Raw genomic sequence first — 21,486 nt, forward strand, 5'->3', positions numbered from 1 at the left:
GGCCGACGGCCTACTGGCGTCCTGCGGGACGCCCGCTCCGACGTGCGGCTTCTTACAGGTCGAAGTAGAGCTCGAACTCGTGCGGGTGCGGACGCTGGGCGATCGGGGCGATCTCGTGCGTGCGCTTGTAGTCGATCCAGGTCTCGATCAGGTCGGGGGTGAAGACACCGCCGGCCAGGAGGTACTCGTGGTCCGCCTCCAGGGCCTTGAGGACGTCCTCGAGGCTGGTCGGGACCTGCGGGACGCTCGCGTGCTCGTCCGGGGAGAGCTCGTAGAGGTCCTTGTCGATCGGCTCCATCGGCTCGATCTTGTTCTTGACGCCGTCGAGGCCGGCCAGCAGCAGGGCCGCGAACGCCAGGTACGGGTTCGAGGACGGGTCCGGCGCGCGGAACTCGACGCGCTTGGCCTTCGGGTTCGAGCCGGTGATCGGGATGCGCATGGCCGCGGAGCGGTTGCGCTGCGAGTACACCATGTTGACCGGGGCCTCGAAGCCGGGCACCAGGCGGTGGTAGGAGTTCACCGTCGGGTTGGTGAACGCCAGCAGCGACGGGGCGTGCTTGAGGATGCCGCCGATGTAGTAGCGGGCGGTGTCCGACAGACCCGCGTAGCCGGCCTCGTCGTAGAACAGCGGCTCGCCGCCGGCCCACAGGGACTGGTGGACGTGCATGCCGGAGCCGTTGTCACCGAAGATCGGCTTCGGCATGAAGGTCGCGGTCTTGCCGTTGCGCCAGGCGACGTTCTTCACGACGTACTTGAAGAGCATCAGGTCGTCGGCCGCGGCCAGCAGCGTGTTGAACTTGTAGTTGATCTCGGCCTGGCCGCCGGTGCCGACCTCGTGGTGCTGGCGCTCGACCTGGAGGCCCTGGGCGTCGAGCTCCAGGGAGATCTCGGCACGCAGGTCGGCGAAGTGGTCGACCGGGGCGACCGGGAAGTAACCGCCCTTGTAGCGGACCTTGTAGCCGCGGTTGTTCTCCTCGGAACCGGTGTTCCAGGCGCCGGCCTCGGAGTCGATGTGGTAGAAGCCCTCGTTCGCGGTGGTCGCGAAGCGCACGCTGTCGAAGATGTAGAACTCGGCCTCGGGCCCGAAGTACGCGGTGTCGGCGATGCCGGTGGAGGCGAGGTACGCCTCGGCCTTCTTCGCGATGTTGCGCGGGTCGCGGCTGTACGCCTCGCCCGTGATCGGGTCGTGGATGAAGAAGTTGATGTTCAGCGTCTTGTCGCGGCGGAACGGGTCGAGACGCGCGGTGGTGATGTCGGCACGCAGAGCCATGTCGGACTCGTGGATGGCCTGGAACCCGCGGATCGAGGAGCCGTCGAAGGCGAGCTCCTCGGCCGGGTCGAACGCCCGAGCCGGGATGGTGAAGTGCTGCATCACACCAGGCAGGTCGCAGAAGCGGACGTCGACGAACTTGACGTCGTTCTCCTCGATGTACTGCTTCACTTCGTCGGCGTTCTGGAACATCCAACTCCTCCTACTCCCGACCCCGGGGCAGGGACGGGCTGTATAGCTCGTGGTGCGTCAGTGCGGTGCCGCACGCTGACCCGACCATAAGCAGACGGGATTTCTCAAGCATGACCCATTTGTTTCGCACAAGTTAACCAGGGGCCCGTCCAGGTCGCATGGAGCGCCACCGGTACCGTGGTCGAGTGGACAACAGGCAAGCAATCGGATCCTGGCTCTCCGGCCCCCGCGCGGCCGCCGAGGAGATGGGCGTCGACTTCGGCTACCGCGGCGAGCGCCTCGGGCTGCCCCCGTCGGGGCCCGGTTCGGTGGCCCGGTTCGGGCGGCGGCTCGGCGCCGTCGCCATCGACTGGGTCGGCTGCCAGCTCATCGCCTACGGGCTGATCACGCGCGGCGACCTGGGGGCCACGGGCAACTGGACGCTGGCCGTCTTCGTCGTCCTGTCCGTCCTGACGGTCGCCACCGTGGGATTCACCCCCGGCAAGCGGATTCTCGGCCTCCGGGTGGTCGCGGAGGACGGCGGTCGCCTCGGCGTCGCGCGTGTGCTGCTGCGCACGGTCCTGCTGGCCCTCGTCATCCCGGCGCTGGTCTGGGACCGGGACGGCCGCGGCCTGCACGACCGACTGGCGCGCGCGGTCCAGGTGCGCATGTAACGGCGGATCGCATACGACGCCGCTCCCCCGGGCCCCCGCCGCGGCGCCCCCCCCCCCCCGGCCGGGCGGGGGGGCGCCCCACGTCGTATGCGATGAAGCGACGCGGTCAGCCGCGCGGCGGCCGTTGACCGCCGCGGGCGCGGCCGGGGAGCGGGCCCTTGGGGATCGGCATGTTGCTCATCAGGTCACCCATGGCCCGGAGCTTGTCGTTGACCTCCGTGATCTGGGGGCCGGCCAGCACGCGCGGCAGCTTGAGCAGCGTCGTACGGACCTTCTTGAGCGGCACCTCGCCCTCGCCGGTGCCCACGATGAAGGCGTGGACGGGAACGTCGGGCATGATCCGGGCCAGCTTCTTCTTCTCGGCCGCGAGCAGGCTCTTGACCCGGTTCGGGTTGCCCTCCGCGATCAGCACCACGCCCGCCTTGCCGACGGCCCGGTGGACGATGTCCTGGCTGCGGTTCATCGCGACGGCCGGGGTGGTGGTCCAACCCCGCCCCACGTTGTCCAGTACGGCCGCGGCCGCGCCCGGCTGCCCCTCCATCTGCCCGAAGGCAGCCCGCTCGGCCCGTCGTCCGAAGACGATCGCCATCGCGAGGAACGCCACCAGGAAGCCCAGGATGCCCAGGTAGACCGGGTGGTCGATCAGGAAGCCGATCGCAAGGAAGACACCGAAGGTGACGATTCCCACGCCCGCGACGATCAGACCGACCTTCGGGTCGGCCTTGCGCGTCATCTTGTACGTCAGGGCGATCTGCTTCAGTCGCCCGGGGTTCGCAGCAGTCTCTGCGTTTGACTTCCTCGCCATAAGGCGAAGTTTACGTGGCCTGCGGGGTCCGGGTCGCCGCGGCCTCCAGTACGTGCTCGGTCTCGACGCGGTCCTTGGCCCTGCGCCGGTCTTCGAGGACGGCGGTCCAGGCGTTGCGGCGGGCGCCGCTCATGAGCAGCGATTCGATGCCGCGGAAGGCGTCGGAGAAGGTCGGGATGGCGATGGCGCGTACGGGCGCGGCCTGCATGATGTCGATCCCTTTCACGGTGCTCACGGTGCTCACGGAACGGTGCTCACGGGGGGCGAACGGTGTGCGTCGGTGTGTGCGGTGCGTGGACCAATCGTCACTGAACGGTGTTACCAGGGCATGACCGGCCGGTCAAATGTGATCGACATGTTGCACAAGGCGACGCGGCCCGCCGGGCTCTCCTCCAAGAGCCTAGGGGCCGCGTCACGGCGGGGTTACCCGTTGGTAGCCATTTGTGCGGGACTTCACACGGTCGGCGGTCAGACGTTCGCGCGCTTCTCCATCGCCTGCTGGTAGAGGCGACCCGCCCGGTACGACGACCTGACGAGCGGGCCGGACATCACGCCGGAGAAGCCGATCTCCTCGGCCTCCTTCGCCAGCTCCACGAACTCCGCCGGCTTCACCCAGCGCTCGACGGGGTGGTGGCGCGGCGACGGGCGCAGGTACTGGGTGATGGTGATCAGCTCGCAGCCCGCCTCGTGCAGGTCGCGCAGGGCCTGGCTGACCTCCTCGCGCTCCTCGCCCATGCCCAGGATCAGGTTCGACTTGGTGACCAGACCGTACGCGCGGGCCTTGGTGATCACGTCGAGCGAGCGCTCGTAGCGGAAGCCGGGCCGGATGCGCTTGAAGATGCGCGGCACGGTCTCGACGTTGTGCGCGAAGACCTCGGGGCGGGAGGCGAAGACCTCCTCCAGCAGCTCCGGCACCGCGTTGAAGTCGGGGGCCAGCAGCTCGACCTTGGTGTGGCCGGACTCACGGCCCGCCGTCTGCGCGTGGATCTGGCGCACGGTCTCCGCGTACAGCCACGCCCCGCCGTCCGGCAGGTCGTCGCGGGCGACGCCGGTGATGGTGGCGTAGTTCAGGTCCATCGTGACGACGGACTCGCCCACGCGGCGCGGCTCGTCGCGGTCGAGCGCCTCGGGCTTGCCGGTGTCGATCTGGCAGAAGTCACAGCGCCGGGTGCACTGGTCGCCACCGATGAGGAAGGTGGCCTCGCGGTCCTCCCAGCACTCGTAGATGTTGGGACAACCGGCTTCCTGGCAGACCGTGTGCAGTCCTTCACCCTTCACCAGGGCCTGCATCTTGGTGTATTCGGGACCCATCTTCGCCCGGGTCTTGATCCACTCGGGCTTGCGCTCGATGGGGGTCTGGCTGTTACGGACCTCCAGGCGCAGCATCTTGCGTCCGTCGGGTGCGACTGCGGACACGACCGGCTCCCTGTGACTTCGATTCTTCGGCGCCCACCAGGGTACGCCCGTAATTTCATACGCTCTTACGTCGGGCAACCTGGGGGCCGCCGACGGCATTCCCGAGCGTCAGCCGACCGACGGCTCTGTCTCCCTGGGCCGCAGCTCGGCGTGCTCCAAGACGTCCTTGAGGTGGCGCTCCACGACCGGGACCACATCGGCGACGGTGATCTCGCGTCCCAGCTCGTAGGAGAGCGAGGTCACACCGGCGTCCCGGATGCCGCAGGGCACGATCCGGTCGAACCAGGTGTTGTCGGGGTTCACGTTGAACGAGAAGCCGTGCATCGTGACGCCCTTGGCGACGCGGATGCCGATGGCCGCGAGCTTGCGGTCCTCGCGTCGCTGGCCGGCGTTGGAGGGGGCGTACTCGGGGCCGTTCAGCCGGGGGTCGAACTCCTCGTCGTGCAGCCGGGGGTCGAAGTCAAGGCTGAGCCCGCCGAGCCGCGGGCGCTCCTCCACCGGGTCGCCGAGCACCCACACCCCGCTGCGCCCCTCGACCCGGGAGGTCTCCACGCCGAAGTCGGCCGCGGTGCGGATCAGCGCGTCCTCCAGCCGGCGTACGTGGGCGACGACGTCGACCGGCCGGGGCAGCTTCATGATCGGGTAGCCGACGAGCTGGCCCGGGCCGTGCCAGGTGATCTTCCCGCCGCGGTCCACGTCGACCACGGGCGTGCCGTCCAACGGCCGCTCATTGGCATCGGTGCGCCGGCCCGCCGTGTAGACCGGCAGGTGCTCCAGCAGCAGACACGTGTCGTGGATCTCGTCCGCGAAGCGGGCGGCGTGGACGCGGCGCTGCTCTTCCCATGCCTCGGTGTACTCGACGTAATCCGGCCCGAAGCCCAGATGGACAAACCGAAGGTCAGTCACCGCAGCGCCTCCTCTTTGAACCTGCTGTGTGCACGTATCGCACCAGCAAGGGTACGGCGGTCCGGGCGCGGCCCCTCAGGGCCCCGGCGGGGGGCCCGGCAGCCGCTTCGGCCGCCGCCCGCCCCGGGGCGGGCGGTCCGGGTCCTCGTCCGCGCGCGGCAGTCGCCGATGGCCCTCCGAGTGGTCGTTGACCCACCCGCACACCCCGCAGGCGTACCGCCCGTCGAGCCCCGCGATGTACGTGCCGCAGCGGCGGCACTCCGCCTCGGTCAGCTCGGGCGCGCGCAGCGGGGTGGCGGACTCTGCGTAGTCGTCGGGAAACTGCGCCTCGGTGGGACGGCGGGTCATGGGGCGCAGCCTATGCGGGTGAAGGGGGTGGATCCGTAAAGGGTCATACCGGTTCTGCACACGATCGGATGAATGTGGGACAGAGCGGGCGGTAGGGACGGAGTTCGCCGCTACATTCACGCCGTTCACTGGGCCGGCGACTCCGGTCCGTCACGTCAGGAAACCGTGGAGCCGATGACGGAACGACCTGCCCAGCGCGTCCCCAACCGGCAGCTCGCGGCGCTGATCGCCGAAGCCGGGTTCTCCAACGCCGGGCTCGCCCGCCGCGTCGACCAGCTTGGCCTGGAGCACGGTCTCGATCTGCGGTACGACAAGACCTCCGTGACCCGCTGGCTGCGCGGGCAGCAGCCCCGCGGCACGACCCCCGCGCTGATCGCGGAGGTCTTCACCCGACGCCTGGGCAGACGGCTCTCGGCCCAGGACCTGGGGCTGGACGCGTGCGCGCCCGTCTACGCGGGCCTGGAGTTCGCCGCCACCCCCGAGGAGGCCGTGGACATCGCGAGCGGGCTGTGGCGCAAGGACTCCGGTTCGCACGCCGAGCTGCGCAAGATCGCCTTCACCCCGGCCGGGCTGGTCGTCCCGAGCCGGGACTGGCTCATCGGCCGGGCCGACGAGCGGGTCGGGCGGGGGGCGGACAGCGCCGCCGCCCGCGTCCCGCTCCAGGGCCGCACCACGGTGCCCCGCCAGCGGCAGATCGACCGCGGCCCCGGGCAGCGGGTGACGGGCGGGGACATCGCGGCCCTGCGGTCGGTGGGCGAGCTGTTCCGGGCCCTGGACCACGCCTACGGCGGCGGGCACGCCCGCCAAGCCCTGGTGCGGTACCTGGAACACGAGGCGGAGCCCATGCTCCGCGGTACCTACGGGGAGACCACCGGGCGGCGGCTGTTCTCCGCCGCCGCCGACCTGACCCGGCTCGCGGGCTGGACCTCGTACGACATCGCGGCCCACGGGCTCGCCCAGCGGTACTTCGTGCAGGCGCTGCGGCTCGCGCAGGCCGCCGGGGACCGGCCGTACGGGTCGTACGTGCTGATCACCATGAGCCGGCAGGCGGTCTACCTCGGCCACGGCCGCGAGGCGGTACAGCTGGCCCGGGTCGCCCAGCAGGGCGTGGGGTCGGGGCCGCCGCCGGTGGTGCAGGCGCTGCTGCACTCGGCGGAGGCGCGCGGGCACGCGGTGCTCGGCGAGGTGCGGGCCGCCACGGCCTCGCTGGTGCGAGCCGAGCGGGCGCTGGGCGCGACCCGCCCGGGCGACGACGTGCCGCACTGGGCCCGGGACTTCGACGAGGCGCAGCTCGCCGACGAGTTCGGGCACTGCCACCGGGACCTCCAGCAGTACCGGGCGTCGGCGCAGCACGCCGAGCGCTCCCTCCAGCTGCGGGCGCCCGCGTACGCGCGCTCCCGGCTGTTCTGCCGGGTGGTGCTGGCCACCGCGCGGCTGGGGCTGGGCGAACTGGACCAGGCGTGCGCGCTCGGCGCGGAGGCGGCGCAGCAGGCGATGGAGATGCGCTCGGTGCGCGCGGTGGAGTACGTACGGGACTTCGAGCGACGGCTGGAGCCGTACCGGGACGCCCCGGCGGTACGGACCTACCGGGACCGGGTCGCGGCGCTGGCGTGAGCCGCGACCCGGCCGGGTGGGTTCAGGCCGCCACCCGCAGGGGGCGTTCGGTGGCGGCCGGTACCGGGATGCCGAAGTCGCGCAGGACGGCGGCGGCGGCGCGGCGGGCGGAGTGCAGGGCGCCGTCGACGGTGTTGGAGTCCCGGTGGTCCCCGCACACGTACAGGCCGGCCAGCACCCGTACCGGGCGCCGCAGGTCGTGCGGCGGTGGCATGGCGGGCACCGCCTCCGGGGTGTGGTGGACGGCGAGCAGCTCCCAGTCCCGGGTGGAGGTGTCGTAGAGCCGGGCCAGCCGGGAGGCGACGGTCCGGGCCGCCGGCGGCGGTCCGTGCACGGTGGTGGTGACCAGGCCGCGCCCCGCGGGGGCCCGCGTCGGGTCGACCGCGCTCATCACCGTGGTGTGGGCGACCGGCCACTTCGGGTCGGCGTCCAGGAGCAGTGAGCCGTCCCAGGACAGGGCGGTGGGTGTCGCGTGGTGCAGGACGGTGACCTCGTGGAAGTCGGGCACGCGCAGTCCGGGCAGCAGTTCGGCGGCGGCCCGGGCCCCGGTGGCGAGGACCGCGGAGCGACAGCCGAACTCCCCGTGCCGCTCGGTGGTGACCAGGTTGGTCGCCACCGACCGCACCCGGACCCCGGTGCGTACGGTGCCGGGCGGCAGGGCGGCGGCGAGCAGGGTGGGCAGGGTCGCCGCGCCGCCCTCGGGCACGGCGAACCGGCCCCGGGCGAAGCCGCGCAACGCGAGGTCGGCGACCCGGCTGGAGGTGGTGAGCTCCGGATCGCGCAACAGCGTGGCCAGGAGCGGGCGCACCACGCCGGCCAGGGTGCGCGGGGGCAGTCCGCGCGAGGTGAGGGCGGCGTGGGCGGTGCGTTCGGGCCGGGCGAGCAGGCGTTCCTCCGGTTGGGCGGCGAGTCGGGCGAGGGCCGCGCTGAGTCGGGCCTGGTCCAGGGAGCCGCCGGCCAGGGCGCGGGCGGGCGTGCGGGCCCCGGCGCGTTGCCGCCTGCCGTCGGCGCCGTGGACGAGGACGCCGGGCGCGAAGGCGCGCAGGGTGAGGTCCTCCAGGCCCGGGGTGCGGGCGGGCTCCGTATACGAGGTGTTCAGGAGTTGGCCGACCCGGTCGAGTCGGAATCCGTCGACCGATTCGGTGGCCATCCGGCCGCCGGGGTCGTCGGCGGACTCCAGCACGGTGACGGTGACGCCTTGGGCGATCAGGTGGTGCGCGGCCGCGAGTCCTGAGACTCCGGCTCCTACGATGACGACGTCCGCATGGTGTGCGCTGCTGAGCACGTGCCCCTCCCCGAGGTCGGCGCGGCTGTGTGGGGTCCTCCTTCCCCACTCCGACTCCGGCAGAACCCATGTCCTGTGGGGTATTGCGCACAACTTCGGTCGCATGACGGTCGCATGTGGGTCACAAACGGTCGCACATGTGCGCTCGGCGCTCCCCCCGGACCGCCGGGGCGGGGCCGGGGCCGGGGCGCGGCGGGGCCGGGGCGGGGGGCTCAGCCGGTCAGGGCCGCGCGGATCGAGGCGTCGATGCCGGGGTAGCGGAACACGAAGCCCGATTCCAACAGGCGGGTGGGACGCACCCGCTGGCTGCCGAGCACGTCCTCGGCGAACTCCCCGAGCACCAGGCGCATCGCCGGGGCCGGCACGGCGAACACCGCCGGTCGGTGCAGGGCGCGGCCCATGGCGGCCGTGACCTCACGGTTCGTCACCGGCTCGGGGGCGGTGAGGTTGACCGGTCCCGTCAGTCCCGGCGTGTCGATGAGGTGGCGCAGTGCGGCGATCTCATCGTGCATCGAGATGTGCGACCAGAACTGGCGGCCGTCGCCGAGCCGGCCGCCGAGTCCGGCACGGAAGATGGGGAAGAGCTTGCCCCAGGCGCCCCCCTCGGCGGAGACCACCAATCCGGTACGGGCGAACACGGTCCGGACGCCGGCGGCCCGGGCGGGCGCGGCGGCGGCCTCCCACTCCACGCACACGGAGGGCAGGAACCCCTCCCCGGCCGGGGCGTCCTCGTCGACGGTGCGGTCGGCGGTGTCGCCGTAGTACCCGATGGCGCTCCCGCAGACGAGGACCTTCGGGGGCTCCTCCATCCGCGCGACGGCGCCGGCGATCGCGGCGGTCCCGAGGACCCGGCTGTCGCGGATCTCCCGCTTGTAGGCGGCGGTCCAGCGGCGGTCGCCGACCCCGGCGCCGGCCAGGTGCACGACGGCCCCGCAGCCGGCGAGCCCGGCCGGATCCACGTACCCGCGAGCGGGATCCCACAGCGCCTCGCCCTCCCGGGCGGGCGCGCGGCGCACGAGGCGCACGAGCTCGTGCCCGTCGGCGTGGAGGGCCCGTACGAGGGCACTGCCGATGAGACCGCTTGATCCGGTGACGGCGATTCGCATGGGCCCAGTGTGCGCGTTCGGCCCGGTGGCCGGCCGCGCGGAGACGCACGGGCGTGGCGCCCTGCCGACCGACGACCCCGGCCTCCCCCGTGCCGGGGCGTTCGGCCCGGGACGGGGCCCCTGACCCCGTGGTGCGGGCCCTCGCCCACCGGTGCCGCGCCCGGCGAGCCGCGCGGAGCGGTGGCACGCGGGCCGGGGCGGCGCCGGGCGGCGTGGCCTCGGGCGGCGTCCGCGGCGTCAGCCGGTGCTGCCCAGCAGGGTGCCCACCGCGTAGGTGACCGCCATGGCCAGCGCGCCGCCGCCCACGTTCCGCAGCACCGCCCGGCCGGCCGGGGCGCCGCCCAGCCGGGCGCTGACCACCCCGCACAGCGTGAGCGCCGCCAGGACGGCCACCACCGTGACCGGCACCCGCGCCGAGGGGCCCGGTAGCACGATCGCGAGCAACGGCAGCATCGCCCCCACCGTGAAGGCGATCAGGCTGGCCCACGCCGCGTTCCAGGGGTTCGCCAGCTCGTCCGGGTTGATCCCGAGCTCCACGCGCGCGTGCGCCCGCAGCGCGTCCCGTTCCGTCAGCTGCTCGGCCGCCTCGCGCGCCAGCCGCGGGCTCAGCCCCCGCTCCGTGAGCAGCACGGTCAGTTCCTCCAGCTCCGCCTCCGGCTCCTCCACCAGCTCGCGCCGCTCCACCTCCAGCGCGGCCCGCTCGGAGTCGCGCTGGGAGCTGACCGACACGTACTCCCCGGCCGCCATGGACAGCGAGCCCGCCAGCAGCCCGGCCACTCCCGCCTCCAGGATCGTCCCCCGGGCGGTCGTCGCACCGGCCACTCCGACCACCAGGCCCGCCGTGGAGATGATCCCGTCGTTGGCGCCCAGCACCCCCGCCCGCAGCCAGTTCAGCCGGGCGCTGATCGTCCCGCTGCGGGTGTCCGCCGTATCCGTCACGGCACCACTGTCCGGCGCCGGCGCGTTCGGCACCACCCAGCGTGCGGCGCCCGTCCGCCGGCGCCAGGGTGGAGGGGTGATGCACGGACGCGAGGAGCCCGGCCGGCTGCGGGGTGCGCCGCCGCCCCGGTGGGCCCGGGCCGCGCCCCTGGCGGCCTTGGTGGGGCTGACGTGCGTCCAGTGGCTCACTCCCGGCATCGCGGAACTCGGCTACTTCCTGGCCGCGATCCCGGCCGTGGCCGCGTTCTCGTACGGGGCCGTCGGGACGGCCGCCTTCGCCGGGGTGGTCACGCTCCTGCTCGGCGTGCACCGGCTGGGCGTCGGGCACGCCAGGGGGACCGACCTGGCCACGGTGGCCACCGTCGGTCTGCTCAGCGTGGTCATCGCCTGGGTGCGGCGGCGACGGGACGCCCAGTTGGTCAGCGTCCGTACGGTCGCCGAGGCGGCGCAGCTCGCGCTGCTGCCCCCCGTGCCGGAACGGGTGGGCCGGGTGCGTTGCGACGGCCTCTATCGGGCGGCCCAGCGCGGCACGCTGGTCGGCGGGGACCTCTTCGACGTACGGGCCGGGCCGTACGGGGTGCGGGCGGTGGTCGGCGACGTACGCGGGCACGGGCTGGCCGCGGTCGGGACGGTGGCCGCGCTGCTGGGTGCCTTCCGGGAGGCGACCCTGGACGACCCCGGGTTGGAGGCGGTCGCGGCCCGGCTGGACCGGCGGCTGGTGGAGGATGCGGCGACCGGGCCCGAGGAGCATCCGGAGCTGTTCGCGACGGCTGTCCTGCTGGAGTTCCCGCCGGAACGGGACGTGGTGCGGATCGCCTCCTGCGGGCACCCTCCGGTGCTGCTGCTCCGGGATTTCGCGGCCTGCGAGCTGGCCGTGGAACCGGGCCCTCCGCTGGGTCTGGGTCTCGCGGGCCCGGCGCCCACACGGATCACGGAGGTCCCGCTGCTCCCGGGCGACCGGCTGCTCGTCCACACGGACGGGGTCACCGAGGCGCGGGACGCCGCCGGGCACTTCTACCCGTTGGCGCAGCGGGTCCCGATGCTGGCGAAGGACCCGGAGGGGCTGCCGCGCGCGGTGTGGCGGGACCTGCTGGCCTTCACGGACGGCGGACCGGGCGACGACGTGGCCGTGTTGGTGCTGTCGGCGGCGGGGGCCGACGCGGCGCCGGGCTAGGCCGGCTCGTTCCGACCTTGCCCGGCCCGCGCCCGGCCCCCGCCGCCGGATTCGTCAGCCGCCGTCGCGGATGAAGGAGCGCACCATCCGGCAGGTGGTGTTGGACGGGCGGTGGATGCCCACCCGGACCGCCATGGTGCGTATCTTGCGGTTGGTGGCGCGCTTGGCGTCGTACGTCCCCGTGTCGAGCAGGGATATCGCCAACCGCATCGCCTTGAGGCGGCGGTTGTGGCTCTCGTACCACTCGCGCGGCAGCCCGGCCGGCAGTGGCTTCTTCTTGGGCATCGAAATGATCGCGGCAGCGGCCATCTACAGCCTCCCAAACGGTAGTTGGCTTCCTGTCGTGCTCCCTCGATTTTACGGTGACCCACTGACAATCGCCCCTGGCCAGACGGCACCTGACTACCCTGGAGGGCATGGAGATCTGGATCAATCCCGCGTGTTCGAAGTGCCGTGGCGCACTGACCCTGCTGGACGCGGAGGGCGCCGAGTACACGGTGCGCCGCTACCTGGAAGACGTACCGTCCGAGGCCGAGATCCGCGAGGTGCTGGGCCGCCTCGGGCTGGAGCCCTGGGACATCACCCGCACCTCGGATCCGCTGGCGAAGGAGACCGGCGTACGGGAACTGCCGCGCGAGGAGACCGAGGAGGCGCGCTTGCGCTGGATCGCCCACCTGGCGGCGCACCCGAAGCTGATCCAGCGGCCCATCATCACCGCAGAGGACGGCACGGCCGTGGTGGCCCGCTCCGAGGAAGCGGTCCGCGACGCCCTCTCCCGCCGGTAGGGGCGGCCCGTGCGGCCGTAGGGCCCCGACCCGCTCAGGAGCGGGACGCCGGCGGCCAGTCGGGGGCCGGATCGGAGTCGAGGAGGGGCCGGAGGGCGCCCACCGCGGCTCCGACACACACGTCCCGCAGTTCGGCACGGGTGCAGGTTTCCCGGGTGAGCCAGTCCACGCAGAGCACTTGGACGAAGACGAGCCAGCTCTTGAGGACGCCGGAGACCGCCTCCCGGGTGGCGGCATCCGTGAGCGGGAGCACGCCGAGCAGGCCCGCGCGGAGGGCGTCGAGTTCGTTCCCCATGATCGTCTGGATGACCGGGTCGCCGGCGAGGACGCGGTTGGCGGCCAGGACGGCGTGCCGGTTGGCGACGAAGTAGTCGAGGTGCGCGTCGAGACCCTGGACCAGTTGCTCGACGAAGGTGCGGTCCGGGTCGAAACGCGTCTCGGCGAGCAGGTCGTCGGCCGCCTGCCGGTACACGGCGGCGAAGAGGTCGTGCTTGCTCGCGAAGTGCCGGTAGAGCAGGGCACGGGACACGCCCGCCCGCTCCGCCACCTCCTCCATCAGCACCTCGTCGTAGGGGCGGGCGGCGAAGAGCCGCGCGCCGACGCCGAGGAGCTGGGCGCGGCGGTCGGCCGGTGCGAGCCGGCTGCGCCGGGGAGGGGAGGAAGGCACTCCCGCAGGTTACTTGACACGCGTCCACCAACGACCCTTAGTTTAAGTAGACACATGTCAACCAAGGGTGAGGGGTGTGCGGCATGGGCAAGGCGAAGGCCCTCAGGGCGCTCGCGTGGGCGATGGGGATCGCGTGCGTGGCGATCGGCCTCTTCCACGTCCTCGGCGGCAACGCCGCCATTCCGGGCGAGGCGGACGCGGGCGCGACCATCGACAGCCTGGGCCGGTTCCTCGGCGCGATCTTCGTGGGCTACGGCCTCACCTGGCTGTGGGCGGCGCGCCGAACGCCGGTTCCGGCGGCGGCCGTGCGCATGCTGACCGGCGTGTTCCTGCTCGGCGGACTCGCCCGCGTGCTGTCGATCGCGGTCGCGGGATGGCCGCACGCGTTCCAGGTGGTGTTGATGGTCGTCGAACTCGCCCTGTCGCCGGTCTACTTCTGGCTGGCGGACGCGGACGAGAAGGCGATCGGACCGCGCCGGACCGCTCGCGCTTAACCGGGACCGACCCCCGACCCCCTACTGTGGGCCGAGGAAAAAGGAGTACATAACCACCCAATACGCCAAAAGGGACCATCGTGACGGCATCACCGCAGGAACACGCCCTCCCGCTCCCCCCGCCCGGCCGCCGGGACCGCTGGATGTTCGGCGGGGTGTACGGGACCGTCCTGGCCAGCGGGCTGCTGGCCGCGCTGGAGCGGCCGGGCAAGGCGTACACGCCCTTCTACGACGCCGCCTGGGTCCTGGTCACCGCCGCGACGGCCGCTCTCGCGCACGGCTACGCCCACCACATGACCACCCATCAGCCCGGCTCCCCCGGCCATCGGTGGCTGGGGCTCGGGCGCACCGTGTGGCACGAGTGGCCCATGGTGGCGGCCACCCTGCCGAGCGTCGTGCTGCTGTTGCTCGCCGGGCTCACGGGCTGGCCCGAGTACGAGGTGACCGGCGTGGCCCTCCTGCTGAACACCGCGCTGCTGTTCGGCTGGGGAACCTTCGCGGCCGTACGGGCCGGCTACCGACTGCGCAGCGCGCTGCCCATCGGCCTGGCGGACTCCGCGATCGGGATGGTGGTCATCGTGGCCAACGCCGTCATCAAATAGCCGCGTCCCGCACCCGCACCCGCACCACGCCCCTCACGCCCCCTCCGCCCCGGACGGCCCGTCACACCGCCGCGGTCAGCCGCTCCGCCTCGGCGAGGATCTCCGTCAGCCTCGCCCCGAACTCCGCCCCGCGCGGATCCGGCCTTCCCGTCCGGGCCGCGGCGAGCAGCGCGTCCAGCGCCCGGCCGTAGGCGCCGGGTACGTCGCTCCAGTCGGGCAGGGCGAAGACGCCCTCGGCGCCGCGCAGCTCCAGGCCGACCCCCGCCGCGGCACGCGGCGCGCCCAGGGAGAGCACGGCCGTGCTGGCCGCGCCCGAGGAGTGGCGCAGGGCGAGTTGGACCACGTCGGACGGCCCGCGCGTCGCAGAGACGGCGGTGACGTCGCCCAGTACCGGGATCAGTACGGACAGGGCGTGCGGCCCGACGTCCCACAGACCGCCCTTGGTCTTGCGCCAGGGCGAGTCGGCGTAGGGGCTCGGCCCGCCGTCGGGCGGGAAGACCGCGCCGAGCCAGTGGGCGGAGGCGGTGAACCAGCCGCTCCGCCCGGCCTGCTCCTCGACCCAGGCGGCCGTCGGCTCGGCGAAGCGGAGGGTGAGGAAGACGACGGAGGCCACGTCGTGGCGCGCCGCGGCGTCCGCGACCGCGCGGGCCTCCGCCACGGTGGTCGCGACGGGCTTGTCGAGCAGCAGGTGGCAGCCGGCGGCGGCGGCGCGCACGGCGAGCGGCGCCTGGACGTCCGGCGGCAGGGCGAAGGCCACGGCGTCACAGTCCGCGAACAGCGCGTCGGGGTCTTCGTACACCTTCACACCGTGGGTCCGCGCCAGCTCGGCCGCCGCCTCGGGACGCCGGCCCCACACTCCGGCGAAGTCGGAACCGGCGTGCGCGGCGAGGGCCGGGGCATGGGTGCGGCGCGCCCACGGGCCGGTGCCGAGCAGCCCGACCCGGAGGCGGGAGCCCGCGTCGGCGTGCCGGGCGGGATCGACGGACGAGTTCAAATCGTACGAAATGCTCACCTGCCCAGTCTGCCGCACCCGAACGGGTGTCCCACCGCCGACCCGCACGGCCACGCCCACCTGCGGTGTAAACCTCGGTAACACGGGGTTCACAGCCGGGCAACGGAAGAGAAATCGCGCGGGGGCACGCTGCGATCAGCAGGGCAGTGTCGGACCCGCCGTTCGCGGGGTCCGCGCCGGAGCGACGTACCGAAGGATGGGGCCCGTGAGCTACAAGGCTGAGTACATCTGGATCGACGGCACCGAGCCGACGGCGAAGCTGCGCTCCAAGACGAAGATCCTCGCCGAAGGGGACGCGCTGCCCGTCTGGGGCTTCGACGGGTCGAGCACCAACCAGGCCGAGGGGCACGCCTCCGACCGCGTGCTCCAGCCCGTCTTCTCCTGCCCGGACCCGATCCGCGGTGGGGACGACGTCCTCGTGCTGTGCGAGGTCCTGGACATCGACATGACCCCGCACGAGTCGAACACGCGCGCGCTGCTGCGCCCTGTGGCCGCGAAGTTCGCCGGGCAGGAGCCGATCTTCGGCATCGAGCAGGAGTACACCTTCTTCGACGGGACCCGTCCGCTCGGCTTCCCGGTGAACGGCTTCCCGGCCGCGCAGGGCGGCTACTACTGCGGCGTCGGCTCCGACGAGATCTTCGGGCGCGAGATCGTAGAGAGGCACCTGGACCACTGCCTGGCCGCCGGGCTCGCCATCTCGGGCATCAACGCGGAGGTCATGCCGGGCCAGTGGGAGTTCCAGGTCGGCCCGGTCGGCCCGCTGGAGGTCTCGGACCAGCTCTGGATCGCCCGCTGGCTGCTGTACCGCACGGCCGAGGACTTCAACGTCTCCGCGACGCTGAACCCGAAGCCGGTCAAGGGCGACTGGAACGGCGCGGGCGCGCACACCAACTTCTCCACGAAGGCGATGCGCGAGGACTACCGCGCGATCATCTCCGCGTGCGAGGCCCTGGGCGAGGGGTCCAAGCCCATGGATCACGTGAAGAACTACGGCGCCGGCATCGACGAGCGCCTGACGGGGCTGCACGAGACGGCTCCCTGGAACGAGTTCAGCTACGGGGTCTCCGACCGCGGCGCGTCGGTCCGCATCCCGTGGCAGGTGGAGAAGGAGGGCAAGGGGTACATCGAGGACCGCCGCCCGAACGCCAACGTGGACCCGTACGTGGTGACCCGCCTGATCACCGACACCTGCTGCACCGGACTGGAGAAGGCCGGCCTCGTCTGACCGCTCCCGACTCGCCGCGCGCCCGCCGCGTGCCCGCCACAGCGCCGCCACGCCGCCGCCACAGCGCCCGCCGACCACCTCGGTCCGGCGGGCGCCGTCGTCGTCGCCGGGGCCGGGCGAGCGGGACGGATCTGCCCACCATGTGATACGGGAAGTGGAAGCGTGGCCATGCGGCCGGACCTGACGTCTGGGGATTCTGGCGCATTGTCCCGATTTCACCGAACCCGGGTGGCGGAATATGAGATACCGATCCACGAAGTGAGACGCGGTCTGCCCCGGACCCCGTACATCTGCTTGAATGACGCCCATGGCCAGCCACTCGTACACCTCGTCAGGTCGCAGGGACCTGGAGCCGTTCTGGCCGTCCCGTCAGGATCACGATTTCGACCGGGTGTGTTGCCGCGCGGAGAACGCGCCGGCCCTCTAAAGCCCCCGGGAACCACCAGCAGAGCCTCCCCGTGGCCTTCGGTCTGCGCGGTACGACAACGACGACGTACGTACGTCTCCTGCCGACCACTCCGCGTGAAAGAGCTGACCACTCATGGCGAACACCCGCTCCCTCACTTCCGCCGCCTCCGCTGCGACCTCCGCTCCCCTGACCTATCCGCCCGCACCCCGCCACCGGCTGCGCGCCGTGGACCGGGACGAGGTGGCCCGGGTGGTGGACCTGCTCCCGCCCGGCGCCACCTGGCTGCCCGCGCCCCAGCACACGGTGCCGACGCTGCCCGGACACCCGCCGATGGTCGGCTACCTGGTCCTCGTACCGGCCGACCAGCAGCCGCCGATCGCCTTCGCCCCGCATTCCGTTCCGGCTCCGGTGAAGACCCCCACGGCCGCCGACACCACCGGCGACGCCCTCGTACGGATCGACCCGGCGCAGCGCACCGCCGAGGTCGACGGCCGGGTGCTGGACCTGACGTACCTGGAATTCGAGCTTCTGGCCCACCTGGTGGCGCACCCGCACCGGGTCCACAGTCGGGACCAATTGGTCACCACGGTCTGGGGCTACGGCCACGTCGGCGACGGCCGCACGGTCGACGTCCACATCGCCCGCCTGCGCCGCAAGCTGGGCGCCGCCCACCGCGACGCGATCCAGACCGTGCGCCGGGTGGGTTACAAGTACGCCCCCTGAGCCGACGGGTCGGCGGAGCCCGCGGCTGGGCCCGTACGCGCGAGGAGGCGCGTACGGGCCCAGCCGCAGGTCGGACTAGAGCCCGGCCGGGCGACGGCGGGCGGCGAGGCCGAGCAGGCCGTCGATCGCCAGGAACGCCACCAGACTGATGCCCAGCATCGGCACGAACCAGCCCACCACCGCCGTCACCGCGGCGAGCGGCAGCAGCAGCGTCACGGGCAGCCTGCGCCACGCCCCGCGCGGGTGGGCACGGCCGACCGAGAGCGCGCGCTCCTTCGTGGGCCGGCGCAGCCACCACATCCGGTAGCCCCAGAAGACGAGGAACATCAGCGCGACGGCCAGGGCCGCGAGCGCCAGTTGGTTGACGATCCCGAACGTCAGGCCCATGTGCAGGTCGATGCCGAAGCGGGTCAACCGGGCGAGCAGCGGGTAGTCGGCGAAGCGCAGTTCGTCGACGACCTTGCCGTCGGCGGGGTCGATGGCGACGGAGTCCAGGTGCACGGGCACCTGCTTGTCCGTCTCCTTGACGACGTACCCCTTGCCCTCGGTGGGCAGGGTCACGCGGAGCGACTCGGTGACGCCGGCGGCCCGGGCGGCGGCCACGGCACGGTCGATGCCGATGTCCGCGGTGGGCGGCGGGGGCATCTCCATGCCCTCCATGCCCTCCATGTTGTGGCCGGAGTGCTCGTCGCCGCCGTCGGCGCCGGCGCTCCCGGAGAGCCCGGCGGACACGGACGGGGTGGCGCCGCCGAGGCCGTCCTGAAGCTGCCCGATGTGCTCCCCGGCGTACTTCGACCAGGTCAGGCCGGTGGCGGAGAGGGCGACGAGGCCGACCGCCACCCACATCCCGACCGCCCCGTGCCAGGACAGGGTCCGACGGCGACCGGTCGCCGCGCGGTCGGGCAGGACGAGGCTCGCCCTGCGGGCACGTCGGCGGCCGATCCACAGGGCGAGGCCGCCCAGCGCGACCACCCAGAGCCAGCTGGCGGCGAGTTCGCTGTAGGTGCGTCCGAACGCGCCGAGCCGGAGGTCGGCGTGCAGCCCGCTCAGCCAGGCGCGCAGCGGGAGCGCGTCGCCGGCGGTGGTGAGCTGCCCCCGTACGTCCGACGTGTAGGGGTCGACGAACACGGTCAGGGTCTCGTCGTCCGCGAGGCCCGGGCTCTCCATGATCACCCGGGTGGTCGCCTCGGCATCCGGTGCGGGCCAGACGGCCACCACCTTGCCCTGCGGTGCGGCACGCTTGGCCGCCTCGACCTGGTCGCCGAGCGGCACGGTGTGGTCGCCGACCCGGGCGACGGTCAGCTCGTCGGAGTAGAGGATCTTCTCGGCCTGCCAGGAGCCGGCGTACAGCAGTCCGGTGGCGGCGGCGACGAACAGCAGCGGGGCTATCAGCAGCCCGGCGTAGAAGTGCATGCGCAAGAGCAGCGGTCGCAGCGCGGCCCACGCTCCCGGGGTGCGCGCGGTCGATCCGACGGCGGGTGTGTCGGAGGGTTGCGCTTCGGCCGTCCGCGCGGGATCGGCTTGGAGCTCGTCGAAAGACATGGTTGTCCTGAAAGTTGGCGAAGACATGGGTGATCGACCCCTGACCTCGCCGTGCGCGCCTCTCAGGCGGGGACGGGCCGGCCGGGGGCCGTTGCTCGGGTGTCTCGCCGGACCGGGGGCCCGCGCCGGACCACGGTATGGGCGGGTACCGCCCCGCGCAGCCGACGCGGCCGTCCGTACCGGGGGCGGTACCCGACCGGCGCCGGTACGGGGGCCGGCCTGGTCCGCAGGAGCGCGAGCGCGCGGGCGAGCGATCGGGCCGCCGGCAGGGCGGCGGCCGCGAGGGCCGCGGCGAGCCGGAACACGGCCGCCTCGCCCCGGGCCAGCCAGGCGGCGCAGAACAGACCGGCGAGGACGTGCGCGGCGATCATGCCGAGGCCGCCGTGCCCGTGCGCGGCCATGCCCGCCATGCCCGGCATCCCCGCCATCGCGGACGCGTCGGCGCCCATGGCACCCATGGCACCGTCCATGGCGCTCATGTCCATGCCCGGCATGTGGTGGTGCACGGGCATCGGCGCGGGGGTCGAAGCCGACCGGGCCGCCTGGCTCCCGGTGAAGGCCAGGTGCAGCGCGCCCTGCGCGGCGAGCAGCGCGGTGCTGATCGCGAGCGGACCCCGGCGCCGCCCGGTGGCGAGCCGGGCGAGGCCGCCGATCACCACGAAGGAGGTCAGAAGCCCTGAAAAGGGAACATCCATGCCGGACATGTACGAATGCCCCATCGCGCCCAGGGTGACGCACACCGCCGCGAACATCGCGGCCCGCGGGGCGCGCATCGGCGCGCGGGAATGGGACATGTCGGCTCATGCTCCCACGGACCCCGCCGCCCTCCGCGAGGAGGTCGTGCGGGATCATGGTCGGGTGAAAAAGCCGCCGTGGTCGGTACCGCTCGGAGTCGTCTACGCCGGCGGGGTCCAGTTCGGCGCCCACGCGCTGGAGCGGCTCGGCCCGCAGGCGCGGGACCGGGTGCTGCGCCGCTGCTCGACGAACGTCGACAATCTGGCCGCGGGCCACTGGGAGACCCTGCTGAGCAGCGCCTGCACCGTCGAGGAGCCCATGCCGCTGCCCTACGCGTTGCTGCTGGTCGCGGTGCTCGGGTACGCGGAGTACGCGTACGGGGCCTGGTGGACGGCGGCGGTGTTCCTGTTCGGGCACGCGGCGGCGACCCTGCTCGTGTACGGGGCGCTGCGGCACGGGGCGGACCGGGAGACCCGCCGGGCCCTGGACGTCGGCACCAGCTACGGCTTCAACACCGTGCTCGGCGCCCTCACCTCGGCGCTGCCGCGCGGGCCCGTGCGCGCCGCCGCCCGGGCGGGGCTCCTGGCCCTCGCCGCGCGACCGGTGCTGCGGCGCGGGCGCACCTTCACCGATGTCGGGCACCTGGTCGCCCTGGGGATCGGCATCGGCCTCTCCTTGGCCGTCGAGTGTCGCTCCGGAACGAATCATCAGAAAATCGGTCTGATCAGACCGGAGACTGGAGCCGCCCGATGACCGCCATCCCCTCCACCACCGTCGCGAACCTCCGCGACCTCGGCGGTACTCCGCTCTCGGGCGGCCGCACCGTCCGCCCGGGGCTGGTCCTGCGCTCCGGCGCGCTCGACCGGCTCGACCCGGACGCCGATCCGGCGGTGGCCGCGCTGGGCATCCGTACGGTCGTCGACTTCCGCAGCGACGGCGAGCGAGCCGACCGCCCCGACCGGCTGCCGACCGGCGCGCGGCTGCTGGTACGGGACGTACTGGCGGACACGCTGCACGCCGGACTGGGGAAGATGCCCCCGGCGGCGCACCTCAAGGACCTGATGGCGGACCCGATCGTGGCCGAGGAACACCTGGGCGGCGGAAAGGCGCAGGCCATCTTCGGGGAGGTCTACCGGTCCTTCGTGAACTCGGCCTCCGCGCAGGACGCCTACCGGTTGCTGCTGACCGAGGCGGCCGATCCACAGGCCGGTCCACTGCTGTTCCACTGCACCGCCGGCAAGGACCGCACGGGGTGGGGCGCGACCGTCGTCCTGTCGCTGCTCGGCGCCGACGACGACACCCTGATGGCCGAGTACATGTCGGTGAACCCGGCGGTCAAACAGGCGTTCGCGCCCATGATCGAGGGGTTCACGGCGGCCGGCGGCGACCCGGAGATCGCCCTGGCGCTGATCGGGGTGTTCCCCTCCTACCTGCGGACGGCGCTGGAGGAGGTCGCCGCCCGCTACGGCTCCATGGAGAAGTACGTACGGGAGGGACTCGGCGTTCCCGACGGGACCGTCGAGGCCCTGCGGGACCGCCTGACCGCCTGACGGCACGCGGAATCGCCCGAACGGGTGCGCCGGC

Annotated in this window: 24 protein-coding genes; 10 read left to right on the forward strand and 14 right to left on the reverse strand. The window is 72.9% G+C overall.

Going from position 1 to position 21,486, the window contains the following annotated elements:
* Positions 1-52: 52 nt before the first annotated feature.
* The gene (gene glnA / locus ACFVXJ_RS05670; RefSeq protein ID WP_389659131.1) at positions 53-1,462 is read right to left on the reverse strand and encodes a type I glutamate--ammonia ligase; all 1,410 of its coding nucleotides are present in this window, start codon (positions 1,460-1,462) and stop codon (positions 53-55) included.
* A 185-nt stretch (positions 1,463-1,647) separates the two neighbouring features.
* On the opposite strand from glnA, the gene ACFVXJ_RS05675 reads away from it, so the two are divergent.
* On the forward strand, positions 1,648-2,115 hold the full coding sequence (locus ACFVXJ_RS05675) for an RDD family protein (protein ID WP_389659134.1): 468 nt from the start codon (positions 1,648-1,650) through the stop codon (positions 2,113-2,115).
* A 106-nt stretch (positions 2,116-2,221) separates the two neighbouring features.
* Here the strand turns inward: ACFVXJ_RS05675 and ACFVXJ_RS05680 are convergent, their stop codons facing one another.
* The 5 genes from ACFVXJ_RS05680 to ACFVXJ_RS05700 form a co-directional block, all read right to left on the reverse strand.
* On the reverse strand, positions 2,222-2,920 hold the full coding sequence (locus ACFVXJ_RS05680; RefSeq protein WP_389659137.1) for a DUF4191 domain-containing protein: 699 nt from the start codon (positions 2,918-2,920) through the stop codon (positions 2,222-2,224).
* A 10-nt stretch (positions 2,921-2,930) separates the two neighbouring features.
* Entirely contained in the window at positions 2,931-3,128 is a 198-nt protein-coding gene (locus tag ACFVXJ_RS05685) for a hypothetical protein (protein ID WP_136215599.1), read from the reverse strand.
* 260 nt (positions 3,129-3,388) lie between these two features.
* Positions 3,389-4,336 (reverse strand): lipoyl synthase, encoded by a 948-nt coding sequence (gene lipA / locus ACFVXJ_RS05690; RefSeq protein ID WP_389659140.1) that lies wholly within the window; start codon positions 4,334-4,336, stop codon positions 3,389-3,391.
* Between the two features lie 108 nt (positions 4,337-4,444).
* Positions 4,445-5,242, reverse strand: coding sequence for a lipoyl(octanoyl) transferase LipB (lipB, locus tag ACFVXJ_RS05695; protein WP_389659143.1), 798 nt, complete (start codon positions 5,240-5,242; stop codon positions 4,445-4,447).
* Positions 5,243-5,317: 75 nt separating this feature from the next.
* Positions 5,318-5,590 (reverse strand): hypothetical protein, encoded by a 273-nt coding sequence (locus tag ACFVXJ_RS05700; protein ID WP_389659146.1) that lies wholly within the window; start codon positions 5,588-5,590, stop codon positions 5,318-5,320.
* Between the two features lie 174 nt (positions 5,591-5,764).
* Between ACFVXJ_RS05700 and ACFVXJ_RS05705 the strand changes: the two genes are divergently transcribed.
* A complete protein-coding gene (locus ACFVXJ_RS05705; protein ID WP_389659149.1) occupies positions 5,765-7,204 on the forward strand; it encodes a regulator in 1,440 nt (479 codons plus the stop codon).
* Between the two features lie 22 nt (positions 7,205-7,226).
* Here ACFVXJ_RS05705 and ACFVXJ_RS05710 read toward each other — a convergent pair whose 3' ends face one another.
* The 3 genes from ACFVXJ_RS05710 to ACFVXJ_RS05720 all read right to left on the reverse strand — a co-directional run bounded on the left by ACFVXJ_RS05710 (position 7,227) and on the right by ACFVXJ_RS05720 (position 10,534).
* Entirely contained in the window at positions 7,227-8,489 is a 1,263-nt protein-coding gene (locus tag ACFVXJ_RS05710) for an NAD(P)/FAD-dependent oxidoreductase (protein ID WP_389659152.1), read from the reverse strand.
* A 212-nt stretch (positions 8,490-8,701) separates the two neighbouring features.
* A complete protein-coding gene (locus ACFVXJ_RS05715) occupies positions 8,702-9,595 on the reverse strand; it encodes a TIGR01777 family oxidoreductase (RefSeq protein WP_389659156.1) in 894 nt (297 codons plus the stop codon).
* Positions 9,596-9,832: 237 nt separating this feature from the next.
* Positions 9,833-10,534 (reverse strand): VIT family protein, encoded by a 702-nt coding sequence (locus ACFVXJ_RS05720; protein ID WP_389659159.1) that lies wholly within the window; start codon positions 10,532-10,534, stop codon positions 9,833-9,835.
* 79 nt (positions 10,535-10,613) lie between these two features.
* On the opposite strand from ACFVXJ_RS05720, the gene ACFVXJ_RS05725 reads away from it, so the two are divergent.
* Positions 10,614-11,708: a PP2C family protein-serine/threonine phosphatase gene (locus ACFVXJ_RS05725; RefSeq protein ID WP_389659162.1), complete on the forward strand. Its 1,095-nt coding sequence runs from the start codon at positions 10,614-10,616 to the stop codon at positions 11,706-11,708.
* A gap of 54 nt (positions 11,709-11,762) precedes the next feature.
* On the opposite strand, the gene ACFVXJ_RS05730 is transcribed toward ACFVXJ_RS05725, so the two are convergent.
* Entirely contained in the window at positions 11,763-12,017 is a 255-nt protein-coding gene (locus tag ACFVXJ_RS05730; RefSeq protein ID WP_136215518.1) for a hypothetical protein, read from the reverse strand.
* A gap of 107 nt (positions 12,018-12,124) precedes the next feature.
* Between ACFVXJ_RS05730 and ACFVXJ_RS05735 the strand changes: the two genes are divergently transcribed.
* A complete protein-coding gene (locus ACFVXJ_RS05735) occupies positions 12,125-12,493 on the forward strand; it encodes an ArsC/Spx/MgsR family protein (protein WP_389659166.1) in 369 nt (122 codons plus the stop codon).
* Between the two features lie 34 nt (positions 12,494-12,527).
* On the opposite strand, the gene ACFVXJ_RS05740 is transcribed toward ACFVXJ_RS05735, so the two are convergent.
* Complete coding sequence (locus ACFVXJ_RS05740) at positions 12,528-13,160, reverse strand: TetR/AcrR family transcriptional regulator (RefSeq protein WP_389659169.1); 633 nt, start codon at positions 13,158-13,160, stop codon at positions 12,528-12,530.
* Between the two features lie 83 nt (positions 13,161-13,243).
* Here ACFVXJ_RS05740 and ACFVXJ_RS05745 point away from each other — a divergent pair, with 83 nt between their 5' ends.
* Positions 13,244-13,654 carry a DUF4345 domain-containing protein gene (locus ACFVXJ_RS05745; RefSeq protein ID WP_389659172.1) on the forward strand — a complete coding sequence of 137 codons (411 nt, stop codon included), beginning with the start codon at positions 13,244-13,246 and terminating at the stop codon, positions 13,652-13,654.
* A gap of 80 nt (positions 13,655-13,734) precedes the next feature.
* On the forward strand, positions 13,735-14,256 hold the full coding sequence (locus ACFVXJ_RS05750) for a hypothetical protein (protein WP_389659175.1): 522 nt from the start codon (positions 13,735-13,737) through the stop codon (positions 14,254-14,256).
* A gap of 61 nt (positions 14,257-14,317) precedes the next feature.
* Here the strand turns inward: ACFVXJ_RS05750 and ACFVXJ_RS05755 are convergent, their stop codons facing one another.
* The gene (locus ACFVXJ_RS05755; RefSeq protein WP_389660074.1) at positions 14,318-15,262 is read right to left on the reverse strand and encodes a Gfo/Idh/MocA family protein; all 945 of its coding nucleotides are present in this window, start codon (positions 15,260-15,262) and stop codon (positions 14,318-14,320) included.
* Positions 15,263-15,473: 211 nt separating this feature from the next.
* On the opposite strand from ACFVXJ_RS05755, the gene glnII reads away from it, so the two are divergent.
* Entirely contained in the window at positions 15,474-16,493 is a 1,020-nt protein-coding gene (gene glnII / locus ACFVXJ_RS05760; RefSeq protein WP_389659177.1) for a glutamine synthetase, read from the forward strand.
* Positions 16,494-17,034: 541 nt separating this feature from the next.
* A complete protein-coding gene (locus ACFVXJ_RS05765) occupies positions 17,035-17,625 on the forward strand; it encodes a winged helix-turn-helix domain-containing protein (RefSeq protein WP_389659180.1) in 591 nt (196 codons plus the stop codon).
* A 75-nt stretch (positions 17,626-17,700) separates the two neighbouring features.
* Here ACFVXJ_RS05765 and ACFVXJ_RS05770 read toward each other — a convergent pair whose 3' ends face one another.
* Positions 17,701-19,167 carry a PepSY-associated TM helix domain-containing protein gene (locus ACFVXJ_RS05770; protein ID WP_389659183.1) on the reverse strand — a complete coding sequence of 489 codons (1,467 nt, stop codon included), beginning with the start codon at positions 19,165-19,167 and terminating at the stop codon, positions 17,701-17,703.
* Positions 19,168-19,229: 62 nt separating this feature from the next.
* Positions 19,230-19,961 carry a hypothetical protein gene (locus ACFVXJ_RS05775; protein ID WP_389659186.1) on the reverse strand — a complete coding sequence of 244 codons (732 nt, stop codon included), beginning with the start codon at positions 19,959-19,961 and terminating at the stop codon, positions 19,230-19,232.
* Between the two features lie 64 nt (positions 19,962-20,025).
* Between ACFVXJ_RS05775 and ACFVXJ_RS05780 the strand changes: the two genes are divergently transcribed.
* Entirely contained in the window at positions 20,026-20,655 is a 630-nt protein-coding gene (locus ACFVXJ_RS05780; protein ID WP_389659189.1) for a rhomboid-like protein, read from the forward strand.
* Positions 20,652-21,452, forward strand: coding sequence for a tyrosine-protein phosphatase (locus ACFVXJ_RS05785; RefSeq protein ID WP_389659192.1), 801 nt, complete (start codon positions 20,652-20,654; stop codon positions 21,450-21,452). Before ACFVXJ_RS05780 ends, ACFVXJ_RS05785 begins: the two co-directional genes overlap by 4 nt.
* The last annotated feature ends 34 nt before the right edge of the window (positions 21,453-21,486 follow it).

Source organism: Streptomyces sp. NPDC058279 (assembly GCF_042881255.1).
Lineage (GTDB): Bacteria > Actinomycetota > Actinomycetes > Streptomycetales > Streptomycetaceae > Streptomyces.